This window comes from Haloarcula sp. CBA1131 (genome assembly GCF_008728975.1).
GTDB classification, from domain to species: Archaea; Halobacteriota; Halobacteria; order Halobacteriales; family Haloarculaceae; genus Haloarcula; species Haloarcula hispanica.
Window position 1 is genome coordinate 1,999,690 of sequence record NZ_RPCY01000001.1, and the last position, 23,431, is coordinate 2,023,120.

Annotated in this window: 28 protein-coding genes and 2 tRNA genes; 5 read left to right on the forward strand and 25 right to left on the reverse strand. The window is 65.2% G+C overall.

Annotated features, from left to right (window positions below; genetic code table 11):
* Positions 1-37 precede the first annotated feature (37 nt).
* Genes bioD through bioB form a run of 4 tightly spaced genes read right to left on the reverse strand, consistent with a single transcriptional unit; the run spans position 38 to position 4,214 of the window.
* Positions 38-772, reverse strand: a complete 735-nt coding sequence (gene bioD, locus Har1131_RS10155; protein WP_050038065.1) for a dethiobiotin synthase — start codon at positions 770-772, stop codon at positions 38-40.
* The gene (locus Har1131_RS10160) at positions 769-1,971 is read right to left on the reverse strand and encodes an 8-amino-7-oxononanoate synthase (protein WP_050038064.1); all 1,203 of its coding nucleotides are present in this window, start codon (positions 1,969-1,971) and stop codon (positions 769-771) included. Before Har1131_RS10160 ends, bioD begins: the two co-directional genes overlap by 4 nt.
* A gap of 21 nt (positions 1,972-1,992) precedes the next feature.
* Positions 1,993-3,096 (reverse strand): transcriptional regulator, encoded by a 1,104-nt coding sequence (locus Har1131_RS10165; protein ID WP_050038063.1) that lies wholly within the window; start codon positions 3,094-3,096, stop codon positions 1,993-1,995.
* Positions 3,097-3,098: 2 nt separating this feature from the next.
* Complete coding sequence (bioB, locus tag Har1131_RS10170) at positions 3,099-4,214, reverse strand: biotin synthase BioB (protein WP_050038062.1); 1,116 nt, start codon at positions 4,212-4,214, stop codon at positions 3,099-3,101.
* A 105-nt stretch (positions 4,215-4,319) separates the two neighbouring features.
* On the opposite strand from bioB, the gene Har1131_RS10175 reads away from it, so the two are divergent.
* Positions 4,320-5,135, forward strand: a complete 816-nt coding sequence (locus Har1131_RS10175; protein ID WP_050038061.1) for a heme-copper oxidase subunit III — start codon at positions 4,320-4,322, stop codon at positions 5,133-5,135.
* A gap of 22 nt (positions 5,136-5,157) precedes the next feature.
* Here Har1131_RS10175 and Har1131_RS10180 read toward each other — a convergent pair whose 3' ends face one another.
* Both Har1131_RS10180 and Har1131_RS10185 read right to left on the reverse strand, forming a co-directional pair.
* Positions 5,158-5,682, reverse strand: coding sequence for a hypothetical protein (locus Har1131_RS10180; protein ID WP_050038060.1), 525 nt, complete (start codon positions 5,680-5,682; stop codon positions 5,158-5,160).
* Between the two features lie 3 nt (positions 5,683-5,685).
* Positions 5,686-7,968, reverse strand: a complete 2,283-nt coding sequence (locus Har1131_RS10185) for a DUF6789 family protein (RefSeq protein WP_050038059.1) — start codon at positions 7,966-7,968, stop codon at positions 5,686-5,688.
* Positions 7,969-8,145: 177 nt separating this feature from the next.
* Between Har1131_RS10185 and coxB the strand changes: the two genes are divergently transcribed.
* Positions 8,146-8,868: a cytochrome c oxidase subunit II gene (coxB, locus tag Har1131_RS10190; protein WP_151146270.1), complete on the forward strand. Its 723-nt coding sequence runs from the start codon at positions 8,146-8,148 to the stop codon at positions 8,866-8,868.
* Positions 8,869-8,895: 27 nt separating this feature from the next.
* On the opposite strand, the gene panB is transcribed toward coxB, so the two are convergent.
* Positions 8,896-9,705, reverse strand: coding sequence for a 3-methyl-2-oxobutanoate hydroxymethyltransferase (gene panB / locus Har1131_RS10195; protein WP_050038058.1), 810 nt, complete (start codon positions 9,703-9,705; stop codon positions 8,896-8,898).
* Positions 9,706-9,802: 97 nt separating this feature from the next.
* On the opposite strand from panB, the gene Har1131_RS10200 reads away from it, so the two are divergent.
* Positions 9,803-10,030 (forward strand): DUF5822 domain-containing protein, encoded by a 228-nt coding sequence (locus Har1131_RS10200; RefSeq protein WP_005534398.1) that lies wholly within the window; start codon positions 9,803-9,805, stop codon positions 10,028-10,030.
* Here the strand turns inward: Har1131_RS10200 and Har1131_RS10205 are convergent.
* From Har1131_RS10205 to Har1131_RS10215, 3 genes are read right to left on the reverse strand one after another with little or no spacing between them, the layout of a single operon-like run.
* Positions 10,009-10,551: an HAD family hydrolase gene (locus Har1131_RS10205; RefSeq protein ID WP_050038057.1), complete on the reverse strand. Its 543-nt coding sequence runs from the start codon at positions 10,549-10,551 to the stop codon at positions 10,009-10,011. The two genes, Har1131_RS10200 and Har1131_RS10205, sit on opposite strands and share 22 nt — an antisense overlap.
* 48 nt (positions 10,552-10,599) lie before the next feature.
* On the reverse strand, positions 10,600-11,727 hold the full coding sequence (locus Har1131_RS10210) for an acyl-CoA dehydrogenase family protein (RefSeq protein WP_014040344.1): 1,128 nt from the start codon (positions 11,725-11,727) through the stop codon (positions 10,600-10,602).
* Positions 11,728-11,764: 37 nt separating this feature from the next.
* Positions 11,765-12,268, reverse strand: coding sequence for a multiprotein-bridging factor 1 family protein (locus tag Har1131_RS10215; RefSeq protein WP_014040343.1), 504 nt, complete (start codon positions 12,266-12,268; stop codon positions 11,765-11,767).
* Positions 12,269-12,398: 130 nt separating this feature from the next.
* On the opposite strand from Har1131_RS10215, the gene Har1131_RS10220 reads away from it, so the two are divergent.
* Positions 12,399-12,483, forward strand: a tRNA-Leu gene (locus Har1131_RS10220).
* A 266-nt stretch (positions 12,484-12,749) separates the two neighbouring features.
* Here the strand turns inward: Har1131_RS10220 and Har1131_RS10225 are convergent.
* Both Har1131_RS10225 and Har1131_RS10230 read right to left on the reverse strand, forming a co-directional pair.
* Positions 12,750-12,977 (reverse strand): hypothetical protein, encoded by a 228-nt coding sequence (locus Har1131_RS10225; RefSeq protein WP_014040342.1) that lies wholly within the window; start codon positions 12,975-12,977, stop codon positions 12,750-12,752.
* Between the two features lie 208 nt (positions 12,978-13,185).
* Positions 13,186-13,270: transfer RNA gene (locus Har1131_RS10230), tRNA-Leu, on the reverse strand.
* Positions 13,271-13,356: 86 nt separating this feature from the next.
* Here Har1131_RS10230 and Har1131_RS10235 point away from each other — a divergent pair.
* Positions 13,357-13,665: a cyclin gene (locus tag Har1131_RS10235; RefSeq protein WP_014040341.1), complete on the forward strand. Its 309-nt coding sequence runs from the start codon at positions 13,357-13,359 to the stop codon at positions 13,663-13,665.
* On the opposite strand, the gene Har1131_RS10240 is transcribed toward Har1131_RS10235, so the two are convergent.
* The 13 genes from Har1131_RS10240 to Har1131_RS10300 form a co-directional block, all read right to left on the reverse strand.
* Entirely contained in the window at positions 13,666-14,154 is a 489-nt protein-coding gene (locus Har1131_RS10240; RefSeq protein WP_014040340.1) for a phosphopantetheine adenylyltransferase, read from the reverse strand.
* 70 nt (positions 14,155-14,224) lie between these two features.
* Positions 14,225-14,791: a winged helix-turn-helix domain-containing protein gene (locus Har1131_RS10245; protein ID WP_151146273.1), complete on the reverse strand. Its 567-nt coding sequence runs from the start codon at positions 14,789-14,791 to the stop codon at positions 14,225-14,227.
* A 112-nt stretch (positions 14,792-14,903) separates the two neighbouring features.
* A complete protein-coding gene (locus Har1131_RS10250) occupies positions 14,904-15,983 on the reverse strand; it encodes a glutamate--cysteine ligase (protein ID WP_146417233.1) in 1,080 nt (359 codons plus the stop codon).
* Between the two features lie 107 nt (positions 15,984-16,090).
* On the reverse strand, positions 16,091-16,723 hold the full coding sequence (locus Har1131_RS10255) for a fibrillarin-like rRNA/tRNA 2'-O-methyltransferase (RefSeq protein ID WP_008309199.1): 633 nt from the start codon (positions 16,721-16,723) through the stop codon (positions 16,091-16,093).
* Positions 16,720-17,559: an NOP5/NOP56 family protein gene (locus Har1131_RS10260; RefSeq protein WP_151146276.1), complete on the reverse strand. Its 840-nt coding sequence runs from the start codon at positions 17,557-17,559 to the stop codon at positions 16,720-16,722. Before Har1131_RS10260 ends, Har1131_RS10255 begins: the two co-directional genes overlap by 4 nt.
* 81 nt (positions 17,560-17,640) lie before the next feature.
* Positions 17,641-18,423, reverse strand: coding sequence for a DUF5803 family protein (locus tag Har1131_RS10265; protein WP_151146279.1), 783 nt, complete (start codon positions 18,421-18,423; stop codon positions 17,641-17,643).
* 10 nt (positions 18,424-18,433) lie between these two features.
* Positions 18,434-19,108 carry a DUF2110 family protein gene (locus Har1131_RS10270; protein ID WP_151146282.1) on the reverse strand — a complete coding sequence of 225 codons (675 nt, stop codon included), beginning with the start codon at positions 19,106-19,108 and terminating at the stop codon, positions 18,434-18,436.
* The gene (gene tfe / locus Har1131_RS10275) at positions 19,108-19,638 is read right to left on the reverse strand and encodes a transcription factor E (protein ID WP_151146286.1); all 531 of its coding nucleotides are present in this window, start codon (positions 19,636-19,638) and stop codon (positions 19,108-19,110) included. The genes Har1131_RS10270 and tfe overlap by 1 nt, the downstream gene beginning before the upstream one ends.
* Positions 19,639-19,830: 192 nt before the next feature.
* Positions 19,831-20,082 (reverse strand): hypothetical protein, encoded by a 252-nt coding sequence (locus Har1131_RS10280; protein WP_151146290.1) that lies wholly within the window; start codon positions 20,080-20,082, stop codon positions 19,831-19,833.
* A gap of 96 nt (positions 20,083-20,178) precedes the next feature.
* Positions 20,179-20,733 carry a dihydrofolate reductase gene (locus tag Har1131_RS10285; protein WP_151146293.1) on the reverse strand — a complete coding sequence of 185 codons (555 nt, stop codon included), beginning with the start codon at positions 20,731-20,733 and terminating at the stop codon, positions 20,179-20,181.
* Positions 20,730-22,082 (reverse strand): sulfatase, encoded by a 1,353-nt coding sequence (locus Har1131_RS10290; RefSeq protein WP_151146297.1) that lies wholly within the window; start codon positions 22,080-22,082, stop codon positions 20,730-20,732. The genes Har1131_RS10285 and Har1131_RS10290 overlap by 4 nt, the downstream gene beginning before the upstream one ends.
* Before the next feature lie 58 nt (positions 22,083-22,140).
* The gene (locus tag Har1131_RS10295; protein ID WP_050007209.1) at positions 22,141-22,680 is read right to left on the reverse strand and encodes a tRNA (cytidine(56)-2'-O)-methyltransferase; all 540 of its coding nucleotides are present in this window, start codon (positions 22,678-22,680) and stop codon (positions 22,141-22,143) included.
* Entirely contained in the window at positions 22,677-23,339 is a 663-nt protein-coding gene (locus tag Har1131_RS10300; protein WP_151146302.1) for a thioredoxin domain-containing protein, read from the reverse strand. Before Har1131_RS10300 ends, Har1131_RS10295 begins: the two co-directional genes overlap by 4 nt.
* Between the last annotated feature and the right edge of the window lie 92 nt (positions 23,340-23,431).

Consider the following 23,431-nt stretch of genomic DNA (forward strand, 5'->3'; position numbering starts at 1 on the left):
CCCGTTCTATCCCCTTTGCTCGGCCACGTATGGACAGCTACTGGTCGATAGCTGGCCGTACCACCGACCGCGGGAGATCTGTGCTGATCCCCGAAATCACGCTGTCTGACGACTCGACGTCCAGCGGCGGAACGGGCCAGACGGAGCACCCGGTCATCCGTTCGATGACCGACGGATTCGTCCGCTCTGCGGTCGTCGCGCCTTCGTACTCGTTGAGAACGACACCGACGACCGGCACGCCTCTCTGACGGAGCGCCTGAACCGTCAGCGCCGTGTGATTGAGCGTTCCGAGCCCCGAACGGGCGACGACCAGCGCGGGAAGCCCGACATCCGAAACGAGGTCGATGACCTCCCGTCCGTCCGCGAGTGGGACGCGCAGGCCGCCGATACCCTCGACGACAGCCGTCTCGCTTCCTGCCACGACATCGGCGACCCCGTCCCGAATCGACTCGTAGGAAAGCGTGACGTCGTCGTTTGATTCCTTCGCAGCTACGTCCGGTGCCAGCGGTGGCGACAACCGCTTCAGACAGACCGCGGCCTCGGTCGTACCGCAGACGGACTGGACGAACGCCGCGTCGTCATCGGGCGGATGCCCGGTCTGGCAGGGTTTGACGGCGACTGCTTCGGTCCCCTGCTCCCGCAGCCAGCCCGTCAGCCCGGCGGTCACGACCGTCTTGCCGACGCCGGTGTCGGTGCCGACGACGAACACACCGTCCTCGGCGATGTGGCCGGTCCCGCGGTCAGGGCCCGAATCCTCGCTCGTATCGCTCATAGCACGCCCACCTCTTTGCCCGCGGTTCGGAAGGCGTCGAGACACTGCGCGATGTCGTCGGCGGTGTGTGTCGCCATCGGCGCGACCCGGATACGAGCGGTCCCTTCGGGTACCGTCGGCGGTCGGATCGCAGGGGCGACGATACCGTGGTCGCGCAGTCTATCGGCCAGTTCCAGCGCGTCCCCGCGGTCACCGACGACGACCGGGAGGATATGCGTCTCGCCGAGCACCTCGTAGCCCATCGTCTCCAGTCCGTCCCGGAGCGTGGCCACAGTGTCCCAGAGTTCCGCCGCGCGGTCGGTCTCGCGAGCGATTCGCAGCGCTTCGCGGGCCGCCGCGGCGTTCGGTGGGGATAGCCCCGTCGAGAAGACGAACGACCGCGCGGCGTTCAGCAGATACTCGATAAGCACCTCGTCGCCAGCGATATAGCCGCCCTGGCTCGCCAATGCCTTCGAGAGCGTACCCAACTGCACATCGACGCGGTCGCTCAGCCCCTCGCGCTGGACGACACCGCCGCCGGTGTCGCCGAACAGCCCGGTCGCGTGCGCCTCGTCGACCATCAGCCACGCGCCGTACTCGTCGACGGCGTCACAGATGGCCGATAGCGGCGCGATGTCTCCGTCCATCGAGAACACGGAGTCTGTGACGACGAGCCACTGTTCGTCTCCGCCGACATCGGCCGCTCGCGCGCCCATTTTCGCCCGCAAATCGTCGGGGTCGCAGTGGTCGTACACCACTGTTTCGCTGGCTCCGACGCGACAGCCGTCGATAATCGAGGCGTGGTTCAGCTCGTCTGAAAAGACAATGTCTGGTGACAGCGCGTCGATTGTTCCAATATTGGCCGCGTAGCCAGACGAGAACACCAGCGCTCGCTCGGTTCCTTTCGAGGCTGCGAGGTCGCGTTCCAGCGCCCGGTGGACCTGCGTGTCGCCGGTGACCAGCCGCGAAGCCCCCGCGCCGGTGCCGACGGTCCGTGCGCCCAGTTCCGCCGCTCGCTGGACCCGGCTGTCGTCGGCCAGCCCGAGATAGTTGTTCGAGGCGAAGACGACGGCTTCGTCGCCGAACTCCGGTGGTTCGCCTTTCGGGTCGTCGGCAAAGCGGGTCCGAGCCGAGACGGACTCGGCGACTTCCAGATGCCGGCGGAGGTTCTGTGCGTCACGCTGTTCGAGTCGGTCGTTCAAGTCGAAGCCGTGAGTCATGAAAAGCAGAATCAGGCGGTCTCAGAAGCCGGGCATCAGATCGGCGGGGCCGAACACGCCGTAGTGCCCGGCGCGGTTGTTCCGGACGCCGGCTTTCAGGTAGCCAAGCGCCGGGCCGTTAACGTTGGCCTCCATGCTGGTCACGTCGTCCAGTTCGAAGGTGTTCGTCCCCGTCTCCCCGTCGAATGTCGTGCCAGTCACGCTGACCGTCGTGGTGGTCGGTTTCTCGTCGGAGCGAACGTCGAGGACGCCGCCGACGTGGACGTCCTCGGCGTCACAGATGCCGGCCCGCTCCAGCAGCACGTCGTCGGCGTGTTCCATGTCGTGGAACTCCAGCACGCCGTCGTGCTCGTCGATGAGTGCCTCGATTTCGGCTTCGCTCATCTCCCTGGCCGTCTCGATGTCGTAGCCGTCGAGATGGGCGATGTCTTCCCGGACCGTCCCCCGGTTGTCCTCGTAGCCGGACTTGAGGCCGACGCCCCACCAGATCTCGACCTCCTCGACTTCGACGAAGGACTGGGCGGCGAGTGCCGCCGCGCCGGTGAGGAAGCCGGGGGTCGCGCCGGCCCCGCAGACGAACGTGATGCCGGACTCTTTCAGCAGGTCCTCGCGGTCGTCGAGCATGCCGATGACTCGGGAGCGTTTGAGCACGTCGATCATGACGCCCTCGTAGTCGGCCTCGGCGAAGCGCTCAGCCACGCGCGGGATGAAGTCGTGTTCGAGGTTCGGGAGCGCCAACAGCACGGCGTCGATAGCGTCGCTCTCGGCGATGATGTCGTCGATAGGTGTCTCCGTGGGTTCGCCCTGTTCGCTGGCGACGATACCGGACTGATCGCCATGTTGTTTGACGCCGCCACCCTCGACTGCGGCCGCCCCGCCGTCCGAGGCGTAGTCGTCCGTGGGTGCCGCGGGGGTCGAGTCGGATGCGTGTTCCGCCGGCCCACTCGCGATATTGCCTTCCGTCGCCGCCAGCAGTTCGTCTACGTCGAGGCCATCGTGGTCGAGAGCCACGCCGTTGCGGTCACAGGCCGCGACCGCGGTGAGGCCGTCCTTGTGCTGTGAGACTTCGAGCGTCCGCCGTCCGATACCACCGGTTCCGAGCACTGCAAAGCGTATGTCGTCCATTGTCAGTCGTCGGATTTGAGTTCTGATTTCGTCTGTGCTGTCCCTGCCGCCGTCTCGGTTTCTGTCTCGTCAGCCGCGCGTTCTTTGACCGCCTCAGGGTCGAACTCGTTGGCCTCCGTGTTGGGTTCCAGTCCGGCCTCTTCCATGATTTCGAGGTCGTCGGCCGCCGTCTGTCCCTCGGTAGTGAGATAATCACCAGTGAGGATGCCGTCAGCACCGGCCTCCAGCGCGGCCACCTGTCCATCTGTGTCGAGATTGACCTCGCGTCCGCCGGTGAGGCGCACCCGGGACTCGGGGTGGAGCAGGCGGTACACCGCGATGGTCTTGACGACCTCCTCGGTCGTGATATCGGGCAGCCCCTGTTCGGCCATGGGGGTCCCAGCGACCGGATTCAGGATGTTGACCGGGAGCGAGGAGATGCCGATGTCCTGCAGGGCCATCGCCGCGTCGACTCTATCGGTCGGGGATTCGCCCATCCCCAGGATGACACCGGCACAGAGGTCCATCCCGGCGTCCTTGGCGACCCGGAGCGTCTCGACCCGCTTCTCGAACGTGTGGGTCTGGACGACCTCCGGGAAATACCGGGGAGAGGTCTCGATATTGTGATTGTAGTGGTTGAGTCCTTCATCAGCCAGAATCGCGGCCTCCTCCTCGGTCAGAATGCCGAGGCTCGCGTCGACCTCCACGTCCGTCTCGTCGCGGACGAGGCGGATGGCTTCGAGGACTTCCTCCCACTCCTCGGGGCGGTTCTCCTTCGAGACGCCCTTCTCGGCGACGACGATACCGAACCGCTGTGCGCCGTCGCGTTCGGCGCGCTTTGCGGCCTCCAGTATCTTCTCGGGGCCGAGAAAGCCGTAGTTGTCGATGCCGGTGTCGAAGTGGATTGACTGGGCACAGAAGCCACAGTCCTCCGCGCAGTTCCCGGCTTTGGCGTTTACGATCGAACACGCGTCGACGGTGTCGTCACCCAGTTGCGTGCGCACGTAGTCGGCCCCGGCCGCCAGGTCGTCGACCGACTGTGCGATGAGAGCCAGTCCGTCCCGTCGGTCGAGGCGTTCGCCGTCCAGCACGCGTGCGACAGCGTCGTCTACCGTTTGGTTGCCCGTCTCGTAAACCACATTCTCGCTGTCGGTTGACGGTCTGATAAAGATTCGGGTGGGTCCCGCAACCGACACACAGATCGCGGGGGTACCGTTTTACCGGACCCACTGCTACGCGTTCACATGGCTGGCTCGACGGAGACAGCAACTGAACACGCCACCGACGATGGCCACGAACACCGGAGTCGGTGGCCCCTAATAGCTGCAATCGGTGCTGCGTCGCTGTACCTGGGCGTCGGATTGGTGTTTGTCGGGCTCGACCTGGTCCCGTCCGTGGTCCCAGTTGTACTCGGCGGCGCTGGTGCGGTTGGCTTGCTGGCCGGACTCGCCGGATGGGCCAACGAGGCGTTCATCGCCGATTACGTCCGGAACCGCAGGGACAGCGATTCCGACCTGTACGCCACGACGATGATTCTGTTTCTCGTCTCAGACGTGGCGACGTTCTCGGCGGGCTTCGTCTACTACGCCTTCATCCGGACCGGGTCGTGGCCGCCAGCCCACCTCCCACCGTTGCTTGGCTCGCTGGTGGTCATCAATACGGTGCTACTGCTCGCCAGCAGCGTGACGCTCCACTACGGGCACGAGGCGCTCGAAGGCGGGAACCGGCGGCGGTTCCTGGGCCTGCTCGGGGTGACGCTCGCGCTCGGCGTCGTCTTCCTCGCCGGACAGGTGTACGAGTACTACGAGTTCGTCGCCGTCGATGGATTCAGCATCGGCTCCGGCGCGTTCGGAAGCGCGTTCTACGGCCTGACCGGCCTCCACGGCCTCCACGTCGCGCTCGGCGTGCTCCTGCTCGCTATCGCCTTCGCTCGTGCGCTCCGGGGCCATTACGCACCCGAACGCGACACCGCCATCCGGACCACGTCGCTGTACTGGCACTTCGTCGACCTCGTGTGGGTGTTCCTCGTCGTCGTGCTGTACGTCGGCGCTGCGCTCTGAGCGAACACCGAGCGAGGGACCGCTACTCTGACCGGCCGGCCCGCTGTTCCAACCGCACCAGCCGCCGGTACAGCGGCGGGGCCAGGACGCCGAGGAACCCGAGCGCGATGGCGAACACCCCCAGCGGGAACTGTAGCGGCGCGGCCGCAAAGCAGGTGTTCTCGGCGACGAGGGTCACGTAGTACTGCTCGCCCTCGTAGGTGACGAGAGCCCCGCGGCGGAAGGCGTCGGCGTTGGGCACGTCACCCACGACCTGCTCCTCACCGACCGGGTCGTCTACGGCGGTCAGGAACGCCGTCTGTTCGTCCGCGGAGAGGTCCTCGAAGGCCAACTGCGGGAGCCGCGGCCCCAGCTCGTCGCCGCCGAACCGCTCGGCCGTCTCCTCCGGCCCTTCCACGCCGATTGTCGGGTTCCCGCAGTTCTCCAGGTCCGGCTCGATAATCGCGTAGCCGCCGGGCACGGCTCCGGCGATACCGACCGCGATGAGCAAGACGCCGACGAAGGGCGCGAGATACTGAAAGACGAACGAATCAGCGCCGTCGCTCATCTGTCAGCCGCCCCCGTCGGTCCGGGTCCGAAGCGTCTCGTCCGACTTGAGGTACTGGAAGGTCACGGTTAGCCCGATGCCGTAGGCCCAGTGAGAGACGAGTACGAAGGTGAGGTACCCGACAAACGCGAGCCCGCTCTGCCCGGTGTAGAACGCGATAGCAAACCCGCTGGATATCAGCGTTGCGAACACCAGCCCGGTCTCGAACAGCAAGCGACCGGGGAGGTAGTCGGAGAACGCAAGGAACAGGAGCGGCCAGGTGACGGTCCCACCGACGAGGAAGAGCACGGCCCCGATAGCCGGGCTCGCGGGCAGCCCGACCAGTTCGGCGATTTCACTGAAGGAAACCGGGTCGAGGACGCCGATGAGTATCGCTGTGATGAGCCCACCGCTCATCAGGACTGTGCCGACAAACCCGCCAGCCGCGGCCATCCAGGCGTTTCGTGAGACGGTCTCGGCGACGGTACCGACGCCGCCGGCCAGTCCGGTCGGCTCGGCTTCAGGGGCGTAGGAGCGCCGTGTCGTCTCGGGCTCGGTCGGCTCCATATCGTACTTGTTCATCATGTGCTGTTCGAACCACTGCCACTCGCGGGTGAACTGGCTCGTCGCCTTCAGGCCCCACGGGTCCGTCGTCGACACGGGCGTCCCCCGCCAGTAAGAGACGAGCATGTTGTACAGCCACAGCAGGGCGCTCAGGCCGATGATGTAGCCGCCCACGGTCGCGATTTGCTGGGCGAACTGGTACTCCGGTGGGTAGATGGCCTGTCGTCGCGGCAGCCCAAGCCCGCCGATGACCAGCAACGTCATGAACGTCACGAACGAGCCGAAGACGATCAGCAGCGCCTGGAATCTCGCCATCCGCGTGTCGTACCACCGACCAGTGATGAGCGGGTACCAGTAGTAGCTCGCGGCGATCATCAGGAACGGGATGATGCCGACGACGATGAGATGGAAGTGGCCGACGACGTAGTAGGTGCCGTGATAGAGGATGTCGATCGGGATAACTGCGAGGAACACGCCGGTGACGCCACCGATGATGAACGTCCCTATCCCGCCAGCACAGAGGATAAACGGCGCAGTCAGGCGGATGTTCCCTTCCCACATCGTCGTGATCCAGTTGAACACCTTGATCGCGCTCGGAACGGCGATAGCGATGGAAACCGCCATGAACGACAGCTTGACCCGCGGGTCCGCGCTCGTCGTGAACATATGATGCGCCCAGACGCCGAAGGAGAGGACGCCCAGCCCCAGCGTCGAGTAGACGATGAACTGGTAGCCGAAGAGTTTCCGGCCGACGAACTTCGGCAAGATAAGGCTCATCAGCCCCGTCGCCGGGAGGAAGAGGATGTACACCTCCGGGTGGCCCCAGAACCAGAACAGGTGTTGCCAGAGGATAGCACCACCGCCTTCCGTCGCAAAGAACGTCGTCGCGAGGTTCCGGTCTAGCAGGAGCATCACGAGCGCGCTCCCCAGCAGCGGGAACGCGAACAGTGCAATCCCGCTCGTGACGAGCATGTTCCACGAGAAGATGTCGAGGTTCGCCCAGGTGACGCCCTCGCCACGTTCGTAGACGATTGTGGTGATGAAGTTGATAGCGCCGACCGTCGTGGCGATGCCGCTCAGGTGCAACCCGAGCAACAGCAGGTCTATCTGCGGATTGGGCTGTTGCACGGACAGTGGTGCGTACAGTGTCCAGCCGATGCTCACTTCGCGCATCGTGAGGAAAAACCGGATAGCGTTCGCCGGGAGCACCAGATTCAGAACCTGGCCGAGGACCTGGATCATGAGTCCCATCCGGACCATAATGAGTGCCGGCGGCAGGAGCCAGAACCCGATAGCGTTGACCCGCGGGAACGCCATGTCGTCGGCTCCGATGAGGAGCGGCAGGACGTAGTTCCCGATGCCGAAGAACACGGGCAGGACGAAGAATATCAGCATCGTCAGCCCGTGCGTTGTAAACAGCGCGTTGTACGTCTCCGGCGTCCAGATGTCCGCCGGCGGCGTCAGCAGTTCCGTCCGGAGCATCATCGCGTCGACGCCACCCCACAGACCGGCGGCGGTGCCGAAAGCGATGTAGAGCAGACCGATGTCCCGGTGGTCCGTCGTCGTCAGCCAGCGGGACACTTCAGACTGGAGTCGACCGATTTCGAATTCGATCTCCTCTCGGGTCGTGTAGCCGCCGTCGCTCTCCGGTCGTGCTTTCTGCCGCTCCCGGAGCCACAGAAGAAGCACCGACAGCGCCAGCACGGCCAGGGCAGTTCCCTCAACGATAGCCCTGTTTAGCATCTGTGTGTAACGTGCCGTCCCGGAACGATTGCTCGTCTCGTCATGCTACACGTTACCAATAATTGACACGCCCACATTCATAAAACTACGCTGGGAACCCGACACCAGTACGGGTCACCGGTCAGCTGTCATCACCTTGGGCAAGTTATTTGACACGGCGATTGGTACAGTGTGACAATGCGTCTCCGACGACGCGTGATTCAGGCGGGCCTTGTCGTGGTCGGGCTCTCGCTACTTGCTGCCCCGGCCACAGCGCAGTCGGTCAACAGGGCGGCTATCGACGACCTCAACGAACAGCTCCTGTACGTCGCTCTGCCGTTGACGTTGTTCGTCGAACTCACGCTCGTGTACGTGATCTACCGGTTCCGGAACAACGACGACCCGCAACCGACGGTCGACGACCCGGCGCTAGAGGTGACCTGGACGGCCGCGACGGGCGCAATACTTGTCTTTGTCGGGATCTCGGCGTTCGTGGTGATGGCTAACCCCTACATCACGCCTGCAGCGGCCGAGGCATCCGCCGGCGGAGGCGACGCCTTCGCGGAGGATACGGAGATAGACGTGCTTGCCTACCAGTGGGGATGGGAGTTCTCCTACGCCGAAGCGAACGTCACGACGGAGGAACGGCTGGTCCTTCCAGCGGACAGGAACGTCACGTTCAGGCTGCGGACGACGGACGTGATCCACGCCATCTACATCCCGCAACTAGGCGTCAAACAGGACGTCTTCCCCGGCCGGACGATAACGGCCCGAACGCACGCGACCGAACCCGGCGAGTACCGGCTGTACTGCGCTGAGATGTGCGGGTCCGGCCACAGCAAGATGAACGCCACCGTCGTCGTCAAGAATCAGTCCGCCTACGACGCCTGGATGGAGAATCAGACGGCTTCGGCCGACTAGCGGACTGCTGAGTAGGCGTGAAAAGCGTCAGTACAGGTCGTCGAGTTCGCCCTCGGTGTGGCTGTGGGACTCAGCCGGGAACTCGCCGGATTCGACGGCGTCGATGTACTCGTCGACAGCGTCGGCGACTTCGCCGCGAACGTCGCCGAACTGCTCGGCGAAAGGCGGGCTGGACTCGGAGAGGCCGACCACATCGGTGAACACGAGCACTTGCCCGTCACAGTCGCCGCCGGCTCCGATGCCGATAGTCGGGATGTCGACGGCCTCGGTGACCTGGGCGGCGAGGTTGGCCGGGATGTGTTCGAGCACCAGCGCGAACGCGCCGGCGGCCTCGTGTTCCCGCGCGAGGTCGAGGATCTCCTCTGCCTCCTCGCGGCCGGTCGCCTGCCTCGTGTAGCCGGTCTGGTTCACGCTCTGTGGCGTGAGTCCGAGGTGGGCCATCGTCGGGATGCCCAGCTCCGTCAGCCGCTCGGTCAGTTCGACCGTATGTGGCCCTGATTCGAGCTTGACCGCGTTTGCGCCCTCTTCTTTCAGCATCCGCCCGCAGTTCTGGATGCTCTCACTCTCGTCCGCGCCGAAGGAGAGAAACGGCATATCGGCGACGACCAGCGCGTCGTCCGCACCGCGTGCGACCGCGCCGACCCGTGAGGCCATCTCGTCGAGCGTGACCGGGAGCGTGTCGTCGTGGCCGAGGACGGCGTTCCCCATGCTGTCGCCGACGAGAATGACGTCCACGCCGGTGTCGTCAACGATGCTCGCGGTCACGGCGTCGTACGCTGTCAGCATCGTGATCGGCTCCTCACCAGCCATCGCCTGCAGATCCCGGACAGTTGGCATATCCGAGCGGGGGCGCGCCTGCGCCTTACCTGTTCGGGTTGCGCAGTTCGCACAGGAAACCGCAAGGTGCTTGCCGCACCTAGCTGTACCACAGGTCGTGCCAACAGTCGAGAAGACGGACCCGGACGGCGTGGACTTCGGGTGGGTGATGCAGGTCACGTTCGTGACGACGATATTGGTCGGCTCGCCACTCGTTGTGCTCGCGTCGACCGCGGTCACGCTCCAGACCTGGACCGCGCGGGCGATGTTCGCGGTCCGCGTCGGCGCGCTCATCTGGTTCCTGACGGCCGTCTGCGTCTACCTCTACGCGCGATACCGGGCTTGATCGAACTCGCTCGCCCACTCGAATGCCATCCCGGCCCGCCGGGCGGCCGTCGCGTCGCTCTCTGAATCGCCGACGAACACGGCCGCGCCGGGGTCGACCCCGATTTCTTCGGCAATCGCCAGCAGACCCTCCGGGTCAGGTTTCGGTGACTCGACGGTGTCACGGCCGACGACCGGCCCAACGTGACTGTCGAGGCCATGGACATCCAGCGCGGCCCGACACGCCTCCTCGGCGTTGAGCGAGCACACGCCGACGGGGACGCTGTGTGGGAGGCCGTCGGCGAGGGTCAGTCGCTCCGACTCGTGCGCCCCGGTCCGCTCGTGGTCGGTGATCGCCGCCTCGACGGCGTCACGGTGGCCGGTCTCGGATGACAGCGTCAGCATCTCCCAGAGGTCGCGGTTCTCGGGGTCGACGTTTCGTTCCCGCAGGACCGTCGCGACGTCGCTGGTCACCGTAGCCCAGTCGACGGCCAGCCTGACGAGCGTCCCGTCGAGGTCGTAGATGACGGCGTCGTGTGTCACACCAAGCGATAGGGCCGACGCCCGCAAAACCGCTTCGCCCCGTCGAGCCTACTCCAGCAAGTCCTGTGCGATAATGTTCTGCTGGATTTCGCTGGTCCCCTCATAGATGGTCGTCACCTTCGCATCGCGGTAGAAGCGCTCGACGGGGTAGTCCGTCGTGTAGCCGTAGCCGCCGTGGATCTGAATCGCCTCGTTGGCTACGTCCACCGCCGTCTCGCTCGCGAAGTACTTCGCCATGCTCGCCGCCGCTCTCGCTCGCTCGCCGCGTTCCAGTTGCTTTGCGGCGTCCCACGTCAACAGCCGCGCCGCCTGCACGTTCGTCGCCATGTCCGCGAGCTTGTGCTGAATCGTCTGGAACTCGCTGATCGGCTGGTCGAACTGCTCGCGCTCCTGCGCGTAGTCGAGGGCCTCGTCGAGCGCGGACTGTGCGAGTCCGACGGCCTGCGCGGCGATGGCGACCCGACCGGTCGTCAGAATCGACAGCGCCGCGGCCAGTCCCTTGCCCTCCTCGGTCAGTTGGTAGCGCTCGGGCACGCGGACGCCGTCGAACTGGAGCGGAGTCGTGTCGCTCGCGCGGAGGCCGAGTTTGTCCTCTTTCTCGCCGACGGTGAGCCCGTCGGTGTCTTTCGGCACCAGAAACTGCGTTATCGAGTCCGGGTCGTCGGGGTCGGTCTTCGCGAAGACGATGACGACGCCCGACCGCTTGCCGTTGGTAATCCACTGCTTCTCGCCGTCGATGACGTACTCGTCGCCGTCGCGCCGGGCGGTGGTCGACATCTCCCGCGGATTCGACCCGGCCTGTGGCTCCGAGAGCGCGAACGCGCCGACCGGGCGGCCGTCGGCCATGTCGGGGAGCCAGTCGTCCTGCACTGCTTTGGAGCCGAACTGTGCGATACACGAGGTCGCGAGACAGTGGACCGACAGCGCCGTCGCGACCGCGAGCGACCCGTACGCGAGTTCCTCGTTGACCAGCGCGTACGTCGGCTTGTCGGCGTCGAAGCCGCCGTATTCGGCCGGTGTCGTCAGCCCAGTGATGTCGATATCCGCGAGCCCGTCCCAGCACTCTTCGGGAAAGGACTGCTCGCGGTCGGCATCGGCGGCTTTCGGACGGATGTCCTCGACCGCGAACTCTCGAACGGTGTCACGGATGGCTCGCTGTGCAGCGGAGAGATCCATACCGACCGTTACAGCGGAGTCACGAAAATATTCGGGGTCAGTTGGACTCGACGAGGTCGATGTCGAGGTACTGTTCGAGCGCCTTGATCGTCGACCCACCGACGTTCGCCTGCGTCGCGCGCCCCTGCTCGACAGCGAGGATGTCCGCTTCGTCAAGATCGAGCTCCTCGGCCAACTCACCTGTCTGGAGGCCCTCGCCCTGACGCGCCTCCGTCACGCGCTCGCCGTACTTGCTGACCAGATACGGGAGCTGGTCGTCGTCGTAATCAGCGCCGTCCTCCCAGTGGGAGGCATCGGCCTGCTGTGCGTCTTGCATCTTCGCCGCGTTCTGCGCGGCTTTGCGTTTCCGGTTCTGCTCGTCGCGCGAGCTGTCACTGCCCGTCGTTCGCTCGTTTTCCCCGTGGTCACGCGCACAGCTGTCACACACCTGGAGGGTCGCACCAGCGACGTTCGCGGTCTGGAGGTCGCCGCCGTCGCTACCGCAGAGCTCACAGCTCCCGCCGGCGCTATCGCCACTACTGCCGGTCGAGTATTTGGCCATGCCCCCGTAGCGGTTTCGTGATATTTCAAACGTCCGGTTCGCGCGAGTGACACACCCTCCCGGGGCGGGTCCAAACGAAAGCGCTTTTATTATCCCACCGGGAACGATTGAATGCACTCAGCAAGAGCGCGCGTGGGTAGCCAAGCCAGGCCAACGGCGCAGCGTTGAGGGCGCTGTCCCGTAGGGGTCCGCCGGTTCGAATCCGGTCCCACGCATTTCTTTGAGCGCGAACAAATCGTGAGCGCTCTGCTAATCGAACAGAGCGGATTCGAACCCTGCAAGGAACGCACAGCGAACTGCTGTGAGCGAGCATTTCTTGCTCCGGTTCGAATCCGGTCCCACGCACTCTCAGAGTGCAGGTGCATTCCCTTGGGACTGCACCCACGCAAACTTACTTCGGACACAACGCTTCCAGAGCGTTCGCTGTCCCTTCTGTCGTCAAAAACAAACAGACACGACCCTGAGCGAGCCCACTCCTCGCTCACCGCATCTCGTCGAGCGCGACGGCGTGCTCGATGTCGACCGAAATCCAGTGGGTGGGGAGCTCATCGTCCTGATCGCTGAAGACGGTGAGCTCGGTCGGATTGTCCGCATCGTCGACCGCATACTCAAACCGAGTCGATCCCGCGGGGCGAGCAGACGGGTCACGGAGTGGGTCATACACCGACATCGTCAGTCCCTCGTTTGGAACGACGCGGACACTCCTCATAAGCGGCAGTTGTGATTCTTGCCCTGTGGGAATCAGTCAGTAGAGGCGGTGGCTGCTATCCCCCCAGTAATTGTTCGGGTAGAGCGGTGTGCGGGACCGGATTCGAACCGGATGGAGACGGTCGGCCTCGCGTTGCTCGGCCGCTGCGACTCCCAGGGTTCGGAATCCGCTGGCGATTCTGCTGCTCGCGGTTTGCTCGCAGCAAGAATGCGCGGGACCGGATTCGAACCGGCGGACCCCTACGGGATAGCGTCCTAAGCGCTACGCCTTTGGCCTGGCTCGGCAACCCGCGCGCACCAGTCGGTATCCGCGTTGGCATCAAGAACCCTTCGCTTGCGGGCGACGAAGGTTTAGGTAGGATGGGGAACAACGAACTCGTATGTACCGCGCCAGCGACCGAATCGAGCACGACGAGTGGCTCTCCGACATCGAAGCCGCGTCGGATAGGCTCGACCTCGGGACGGAGGCGCGGTCCCACGCGGTCGACCTGTTTCTCTCGACAGTTCCGGACGAAGACCGGTCGAAACAGGCGACAATGGCTGCCAGCGTGTACGTCGCCGCGCTGGTCGCTGGTGAGGAGCGGTCCCAGTCCGCTGTCGCGGAGGCGACTGGCGTCTCCCGGTTGACGATTCAACAGCGCTGGAAGGACTTGCTGGAGACGGCCGGGCTGGAAGCGCCGGGCTGGTAGCTACGAAATGTTCTGACGGCCGGTGCGGTTCGGCGTGAGGTTCCCGTGTTCGTCGATTTCGCCCTCGACGATCCGGGTCGAAGAGATGATGTCACCGTCCTCGGCGCGGACGTGCGGGACGACTTCGATTTCGAGCGGGTCGTGGCCCCGCTCCTCGCGGATCTCGTTGATGCGGCGGCCGCCGGTCTCCGTCTCGGGCGAGACGACGAGCGTGTCGAACTGCGGCTCCGTGGCGATACCGGTCGGCTCGGTGAGTTCCCGGACCGCCCATTCGCGGCCCTGGTCGGCGGCGAGCGTCGCGAGTTCGTCGGCGAGTGCAGATTTCCGTTCGCTGAACGGCCGAACGTGGCGCTGGTCGTGGCGCGTCTTCGGCGCGAGGTCGTCGCTGGTGAGGCCAACTGTCACGTCCCCGAGTTCGAATGCGCGTTCGAACAGCGCGCGGTGTCCGTCGTGAATCGGGTCGAACGTTCCCCCCAGCGCGACATTCATATCCCGGGCAACGGCGCGGGTAGGTTTAGTAATATCGACTCGCGAAACGGCTTGCAGGAACCCGTTTTGACTACACGTCGGCGTCGTCGTCGCCGCCCTCGGACCCGTTTCCTTCGTCGCCAGTGTCCTCGCTGGCGTCGGCGTCGTTCGTGCCGTCGTCCGCGTCCTCGACCGAAATCGTTACCGGCTCGTCGTCGGGTTCCAGCGTCGTCTCGCCGCCGCCGATATGGTCGTCGAGGTTGAACACCGTGTTCAGTTCCGACTGGATGTCACCGACGATGGTGTTGACGAGGTCGCTCGGCGGAATAGCGCTGTACTCGTAGGGGTTGTTGCCCGCGCCGTCGCTCTCACGCTTCTGGCGGGTCACGACTTCCTCCTCGGTGAGCGCCGCCAGAGCCTCGCGGACCGTGCTCGGATACAGACCGGTCCCCTCGGCTATCTCCTCGCTGGTGCTCTCGGGATGCTGTCTTAGGTGGACGTAGATCCGCGCCCGCGTCTCCGTGTCGAGCACCCACGCCAGCAGGTCGACGATCCCTTCGTCGAACTGCTCGACCGCGCGGTCCGCCTCCTGTTCGATTCGTTCACGGACATCGCCTGTGTCCTCGGGGTCGTCGTGATCGTTGTCGTCTGCAGACATGCGTTGTCTCTGTGAGGACAAAAGCTACAGCTGGATAAAAACCCTTGGCTCAGACTCTCCTGTCGCTCCGCAGTATCGAGCAGGCAAGTCCGGCCGCGGACGACAGCCCAGATCAGGACAGGCGAAGCGAGTCAGCGAGCGCCATGACCCCCTCCTCCGCACGAAGCCGGCGCTGTCGCTCGGCCCCGCTTTCGCGGTCGTACAGCTCCCACAGTCCGTCGATACCCAGCCGGTCGCTCTCCATCTCGACCAGTTCCTCGACCGAGCGTGTCGTCGAGATGTCACGCGATATCAGTTCTGCGGACTGGCCGTGGCGGATTGCACGCCACTTGTTCTCGTCGAGGAACTCCCGGCGGAGTCGCCGGCCGGACTCCCCGTCTTCGTAGCGCTCGGCGAGATCGACGACGAGTTCGCGGACGTACTCGACGAAGGCCAGCACCCGGTCCGGGTCGGCTTGCCCGTCCGGAGCACGTACCTCGACGGTGCCGTGGCCCGAATGCGGTCGCACGTCGAACCAGAGTTCGCCGCGGTCGTCGATACTACCAGTTTCGAGCATCCGCCGTTCGTAGGTCTCGAAGGCGTCGTAGTCATCGAACGCTGTCGGCATCCCGGTGTTGGGCAGGCCCTCGAATATCTTCCCGCGGGCGGACTGCAGCCCGGTGTCGAAGCCGTTCCAGTACGGCGAGTTCGCCGACAGTGCAAGCATCAGCGGGAGATGCCAGCGGAGTTCGTTCGCCACCCAGACGGCCTTGTCGGCGTCGTCGACGCCGACGTGGACGTGCAGGCCTGCGGTCGTGTTGCGGTGCTGTGGGTACTGGATTCGGTCTAGCTGGGACTTGTACCGGGGCTTCTCGGCGTGTTCGAGTTCGCGCCACTTCGCCAGCGGGTGCAGTCCAGCAGCGGCGATACCGAACCCGTTCGCTTCGGCGTGGTCGACCAGCGCATCCCGGACTGACCGAAGGTGCTTCCCGGCGTCCGCCGGGTCGTCGATACGCGGCGTCTGCGTCTCGATAACGCACTTGAACAGTTCGTGGTCGAGCCGGCCGTCGAGAACCGCAGGCGGCTCCGTCTCGTAGACGAGTTCGTCCGTGCCAGACGTCGGGCGACCGAACTCGTCGACGACGTAGAACTCTTCCTCGATGCCGAGCGTCCCCATCCGGGTAAAATGCTCGGCAGATCCCGTCGCGTCCATTACTCAGCACATCGGAATCGACCCGGTAAAGCCTTCCGTCCCCGCCCGCTCAGCCCGCACAACTGGATTCCGTCTCGGACGATTATCGCGGGCAGTACCAATCCCAACTAGTCCTCTCGCGGCCGGGCAACGATACCGAGGTGGTCCTCGTGGAACGGGTCCAGACGCGCCGTCTCAAGCAGTTCGTACTCAGCGCTGAGTTCCGTACGCACACTGTCGAACACGGCGTCGGGGTCGGCGGTCACGTCTTCGCTTCTGGCCTTGATAGCCGCGAGGAGCCGCCCGTCGTCAGTCAAGAACTGTTTGTTGAGCGTCGCCACCCGAGCCTGCCCCCTGGTCGCCACGTCCTGCACGACGACGTCGACCGGTTCGACGACGTGGGCGTAGCTCTCAGGCTTGCGTGCGTCCTTGAGCAGCGGGAAGAGATTCCGCCGGCTCTCCGCGGCGTCCAGCAGTTCCCGCACGGGCCGGGGCGCGAACTCGACGGCGTAGGTCGGGCCGCCGAAATCGGCAACGTGACTCACGGTCGTCCCGGCCGCCGCACCGAGGTACAGGACGGTCTCACCGCCCTCCAGACCGGTGTCCATCCCCTGTTCGAGCATCGCGCCGAGCTTCGAGCGGTGCGGGTCCCACCGCCGCCAGTCGCCGTCGGTCCGCTCGCCGTACACCGGCTGACCCTGCGTGGCGAGGCTCGTCTCGCCGTCGAAGTCGTGGCGCTCGACGCCAGTCGGGAGCGTCATTCGTCGCCCTCCTCGGCCCGGGCCTGAATCCGCTCGATACGCCCGTCGAGTTCCGCCTGCAGGTCCGGCCGACGGTCGCCGCTGTAGTGGTCGACGCGAGCGGCGATTGAGAGCTTCCCGGCCAGCGCCCGCGCGGCAGACCCGCGGTCCGCACGACGGGTCCCGCGCACGTACTCGTGGGTGAAGATGACGCCGTGTTTCGGGGACGGCGCGTTCCCTTTGAGGTGTGCGAACAGCGCGTCTTCCGCGCCGAGGACCTGTACCGTCCCGCTCGGTTTCTTCGCCAGCGCTTCGAGGCCGCCGGCCAGTGAAATCAGGCGGGCCGCAAGCACCGGCCCGGCCAGCATCGAGAGGTTCGGCGCGACGGCGGGCGCGGTCCGTTCGATGTACGCCCGAAGCGAGTCCGCCTCGTCGGCCAGCTCGGCCGTCTGCCCGGCGAGCGCCCGGAGGGCAGTGTCTCCCTCGTCCTCGTCGTCCCGGTCGGCCAGCGAGCGGGCGTACTCGACGCCGCTCCCGCTGTCACCGTGCCGGCTCCCGCCCCACTCGGCGACCCGCTCGGCGAGTTCGTTGGCCGTCCGCTCGCAGTCGGCCATCGCCCGGACAGCATGGACGAGCTGCTGATCGTCAGCGCCTTCCTGTTCGGCGACCGCCGCGCTGGTGGCCGCCATCGCCACCTCGTGCAGGCGGTCGTAGTAGGCCGCTTCGTCGTCAGCGAACCCTGCCTCGACGGCCTGCTGTGGCCAGTCCTCCGGCGTGTCGGCTCGCCCGGCCTCTATCTGTTCGACAGCGGCCGCGTCGTCGTCCGGGTCCAGCCCGGCGAACCACCCGTTGCTCATAGCCGTGTGTGTACGCCCGACGCGAAAAAGTGACCCGGTTAGCGCCTGCGAAACGCGTCGGATCTCGCTTTCGATCCGGCCTCAACGCATCCCTGGCGGCGGACCACGGTCCCGCGGGTCGTCGTCACCGTCGTCCTCTTCGAGGTCGATACCGGCCTCCTTGCGTCGGCGAATCACTTCCTGCAACTGCCGATAGTAGTACAGCGTCCCCACGACGCCGATAACGGTGGCGATGGCCGACAGGCCGCCGAACAGCCACAGGTCGCGGTCGAGGTAGTACCGGACGACGATCTGGTCGGAGGTCACCTCGTCCCAGCGGATGACCTGCTGACCGTCGACAGTCTCGGACTCGTAGCCACCGGGACTGATCCGCGAGAGGAACGGAATCCCTGCCCCGGTATTAGGCGGAAGGACGACCGTGTACGAACCGTCCTCGACGAGCGTCGGTGAGCCAAAGCGCTTGCCAGTCCGAGCGACCGAGTAACCCACCTTTCCGGAGACGTTCCCGGAGAGATTGACTGTCGTTCGCTGGCGACTCTCCGAAGCGCTCAGCGAGGAGTTTGCGGCGCTAACGACTGTCCCGTTCGCGTACCGGAACCGAAGCGCACTGATGGGGACGCTCCGCTCGCGCCCGAGGCCGTCGACGGTGTACACGTCGAACGTCGTTTCGTTTTCGACGGCGTAGACGGCAGTGTACTTCGACTCCTCGATGACGATTGTCCCGTCTGCGGAGGTGTCCCAGTCGTAGCTCGCGTTCTCGTTCAGCCGCTCCGGGTCGACCTCTTCGGAGCCGAAGAAACCGCTACACCCCGAAAGGGCGACCAGTGCGAGAACGGCGACCAACAGGAGATGGCGGCGTTTCATAGCTCGAAAGTCAGGGCACGATTGCCAGCAGCTCCGACGGCATGTACTGCCCGATGTCGGCGAGCAGCCCCGGCGGGTCGGTGTCCGGGTTGCAGATGATGCTCTGTTCTAACAGGCCGATGCGTTCGACAGTGACGATGTCCTGTGCGTGGCCGGCGCGGTTGACCGTCGCGCGCGCCTCGGAGCGCGTGACGCTGTTCGCGTTGATGCGACCGTTGTCGCCACGGGTCCACTCGTAGAGTCGGTCCTGCTCGACCTCCGCGAGGCGTGCTGGGTCGCCGGCGACGAACCGGAGCGGAAGGTGCTGGACCAGTCCGAACCGCTTCCTGATCTGGCTGGGCGTCCCCTGCCCGAGACCGAGCTGATCGGCCGGAATTCGGACCGTCTGCCCGAAGCCGACGTCGAGGACGAACCCGTCCTCGTCCCAGCTATCGAGCGTTCCGACGTACGTCTCGCCGTCCTCGTGGTCGGCGACCATCTCGCCGAACTCCTCGCGCAGCAGGTTCTTCGCGACGGTCTCGTCGGGGCCGTCGACGGTCACCGACGGGAACTCGTCGTCCCGGAGGCCGATGTCGTACTCCACGTCGAGGTCACCGAGTTCGTTGCCGACCATCGAGCGCAGTCCGTCGAGCGTACGGTCCCGGGCGTCGCCGGCGACGTACACTTTTGTACCGAGAACGACCATCAGGCTTCCACGTCCACGTCAGCGTTCAGTTCGTCTCTGAGCTCCTCGAGGCGATTCTCCATCGCGGTGACGAGACGGGTGTTCTCCATCGTCTCGACCTGGTTGCCACATTCGGGACACTCGAAGCCGAACTCCATCGCCTCACCGAACTCGAAGCGGATGCCGCAGTGTTCACAGAGGTAGAACTCGTTTTCCCGCTCGTACTCGCGGCGCTCTTCGAGGCCGTCGAGCAGGCGGTGCATCTCCTCTTGCAGTTGTTCGGGGATCTTATCGTACTGGAACGTCCAGAGGTACGTGAGCCACCCGGAGTCCTCGTCGCGGAGCCGGCGGTACGTCGCCAGGTCGTTCTCGTAGAGGATAAACAGCGCTCTGCGCACGTCGTTCAGTTCGAGCCCGAGCTCCTCGGCCAGTTCCTCGTCGGTCACTTCGCCGTCCGGCGGCGCGGCGGCGACCGGCATCCCTTTCGGTCCGACCAGCTCGTGGAGGTACTTCTGTATGACGGGGTCCTCCAAGAGTTCCTCAAAAGCCATTACCCGCACATCCGGGAGTCATGTGGTTAAAACCATCGGGTCGTCCTCTCTCGAACGCTGACGCAGAGGGCGGGGCCATGATGCTGTCGGGGAGTTCCCGATGTGCCTGCAGACGGGCAACAACGACGGACAGCAGTCCCTTTTCCGATACCACCAGCACCGGTACCCGTCGCGACGACCTGGACAACCCCGCTATTCGATTTTCTCGACCGAGGTCCGGCAGGAGGAACAGGTCTCTTTGTCGATAGCGACGAAGACGGAGTCACAGGAGGGGCACTCGTAGAGATTCGACTCAGGTTCGTCGGCCGCGTCCCTACCGCTATCGCCGGCAGAGCTGGCCTTGACTCGTTTCTCGGCCCTCGTTCCGGCTTGTGGACCGTCGTTTGACCGCCCCTTACCACCCGAAATGACATCCGATACGGATTCTTTGATTTTGTCTAGCATCGCGAGTTGTTACAATATACTAGTCACTTGTATTACTTTAATAGCTGTGATTTTCCAGACAGTGACAACTCTAGTCGGTTTTCCCCTGACGAGTTGTCAGAGGCCGTCGAGCGGTCGCGGCGACGCCTGTTCGTATTCGATAACGTCGAACCCGTCGTGGGATTCCCGGGACAACTCCGTCCATTCCGCTCCCAGGTCCGGGAAGTAGCGGTCCCCCTCGTTGCGCTCGTGGATGCGGCTGAGGAACACTCGGCCGGCGAACGGGAGAAACAGGTCGTACACTGCCTCGCCACCGATGACGTAGGTGATCGGTGGCGAGTCGGTCCCGTCAGCACTGTCGCCGCCGAACTCGTCGGACGCGCCGGCGCGGGCGGCAGCATCGACGGCTATCTGCGGCGTCGTGGCGTACTCGACCGTCTCCGAGTCGGCGCTCCGGCTGTCGTCACTCGTCAAGACGACGGTGTAGCAGTCAGTTAGCGGGTCCATCGAATCGAACGTCCGGCGGCCGAGGATGACCGGGTGACCCGCGATGCGGTCCTTGTACTGGCGCACGTCCTCGGGATAGTGCCAGGGGACGCCGCCGTCCAGGCCGATGACGTTGTTCTCGTCGGCTGCGACTACGAGGACCAGTTCGGTGTGGGGTGCTGTCATTTGTAACCAAGTGCCTCCAGCCGGTCGTCGAGCGCCCCGGCAAACTGTGTGTCGGACGCGTCCTCGAACTCGGTGTAGCCATCGAGTAGCGTCGCGATATCCACGTCGGCGTACCGGTCGCTGTCGAAGTGGTTCCGGACGACGGCGGCGGCGATATCGCTGTCCTCGGCCGTGCCGCCACAGCCCTTGATGACGGATTCGTGAGCGCTGTCGCCCCACGCCGCCCGCTTTCGGACCTCGTCGCCGGGCCGGTCGTGGTAGACCAGTCGGGCGTGCTTCGCAAAGGGTGCGGCGTCGCCACAGATCCGTTCGGCCTCCTCGCGCATCGCCGGGCCGATGGGGGCCTGGGACGCGACGACGGTCCCGTTCGGCGAGGCGAACGCCGGGCCGTCCGCGTTGCCGTCGCCGAGTGCCATCGCGCGGACGGCGTCGGGGAACCGGCTGAGCGTCGCCAGATCGGTAACGCGGTGTCCCTCCCGCTGGCCGGGGGCACGGACGACGAGTGGGACGTGATACATACTGTCGTGAGTCCCGATGCGGTGGCTGACGGCCGGCGGTTCCTCGAGGATTGCCGTTGGCTCGCCGAAGCCCTCGCCGTGGTCACCGGCGAAGACGACCAGCGTGTCGTCGAGGACGCCCTGTTCGTCCAGTCCGCGGATCAGTGTCTCGAAGATGGCGTCGGCCTGCCGGACCGCGCCGTCGTATATCTGTTCGAGAATGCCGGCAAAGCCAAGCGACAGGTTCCCGGAGAGGAACTCCCAGTGCCACTTGAACCCCATCGACTCCTGGAGTTCGCGGGAGCGCTCGTCGCTCCACTCGTCGTAGTCGGCGAGCGGTTCGTACGGGCGGTGGGTGTCCATCAGATTGATGCAGGCGGCCCACTCGTTCTCACGCTCGTCAATCCACTCCAGCGTCCGGTCGGCGTACCAGAAGCCGTTTGGCCAGTCGCCCAGCGAGCCGTTCGTCTCGTAGGCCGAGTCATACTGCTCGGGCGAGCCGACCGCCGTCTGGAACACCTCGTCGAGCCCTGACTCGTGGTCGGTCAGGAACGGATTGTCGGAGAACAGCCCCGTGTCATAGCCCGCTTCAGCCAGTTCTTCGAAGATTGTGTGGCCGGCGTCGAGTCTAGCGGTGTGGTCGACGCCGTGTTCGTGGGTCTCGTGGCCCGTGAACATGCTGACGTGGCTGGGGACGGTCCAGTTGCTCGGGCTGCGAGCCTGCGTGTACACCGTCGCCTCCTCGGCGAAAGCGTCGAGGAAGGGCGTCGTCTCCCGGCGATAGCCCAGTACGGAGGTGCTCCGGGCGCGGAGACTGTCGGCGACGACGAGCAACACGTTATGACGCGACATCTGCACCACAGTTAGCGTCGAGCGATAAAAGGCCCGCGGCACAACTGCGTGGGTATCGCTACTCGTCGGGGTCGACGACTCGTTTGCCGGTTTCCTGCGGGACGACGACTCTCTCGGGGTTCTCCCACTCGCGGTCCAGTTCCCGGCCCTCGAAGAGGCGGTCGAGGAAGACGGCCAGGGAAGCGACCTCGGAGTGTGGCTGGTTGGTGACGCCGACGTTCCAGTCGGCGTGTTCGTACACTTCGAACGGGACCTTCTCTGCGCCAACGACGACCAGCAGCGGTTCCTCGGCGTGGGCCTCGCGGACATCACCCTCGATATCTTGCACCGGTTCGCCGTACATCGTCAGGTGGACCACGCGGCCCTCGAAATCACGGATGAGCCGCTTCGGTTTCTCTGTCGAGGCCACGTCGAAGGGGCCGCCAAAGCGGTCGGTGATGTCTATCACCGTGTCGGCCTGATTGCGAGCGGCGTTGGCCAGCACGACTTTGTCAGCCCCGAGCGCGCGTGCGGTGAGACCGACGTGGGTCGTCATCCGCTCGTCCCGGCCGGGCCGGTGGCCCAGTCGAAGCACCGTCACCTGCGGCGACTCTTTCATCCGTCGCTCCGTGCCGCTTCGATAGCCGACCGAACCGGCTCGTAGGCGATTTCGCTCCACTCGACCCGCTCGTCGTTGACGAACACGGTCGGCGTCCCCTGGACGCCACGGTCGATACCGGCATCGCGGTCGCCGGAGACTGTCGGGCGGTACAGTTCCCCCGTCGCGGCCGCTCGAACCGTTTCGCCGTCGACGTCCAGTCCCTCCGTCAGTTCGGCGTAGGTGTCCGGGCCCAGCTGGTTCTGGTTCGCGAATAGGCGCTTGGAATACGTGAAGAAGGCCGCCGCGCCGACGTTGTCCTGCACGGCGCGCGCGGCGCTTGCGGCCTGCCACGAGACTTCCTCGTCGACCGGAATCGGGAAGTCGTGGTGCTCGTAGCGGACGGTTCCGTCAGCGAGGTAGTCGTCGCGGAGTTGCGGGAAAACGGACTCCGAGTAGGTCGCACAATGTGGACAGGCGTAGTCCTCGTACACCGCAACGGTCACGTCGGCCCCGGGGTCGCCCGCAACCGGCGTTGAGAGCGGTTGGCCCGGGAGCGGCGTCGGCGTCTCCGTTGTCCCGGCTGATTCCGACTCCGAGCTACCGCCGGCACAGCCGGCCATCGCGCCGACAGTGCCGACGGTGGCCGCCAGCAGCCCGCGGCGAGTGAATCGAGTCATAGCCGACTCTCACAGGGGAAGCTATAAAACGACGTTGTCATCCGTTACTGGGGTACGGATTCCCCTGGAATCGGCCGCGACCACAACGTTTT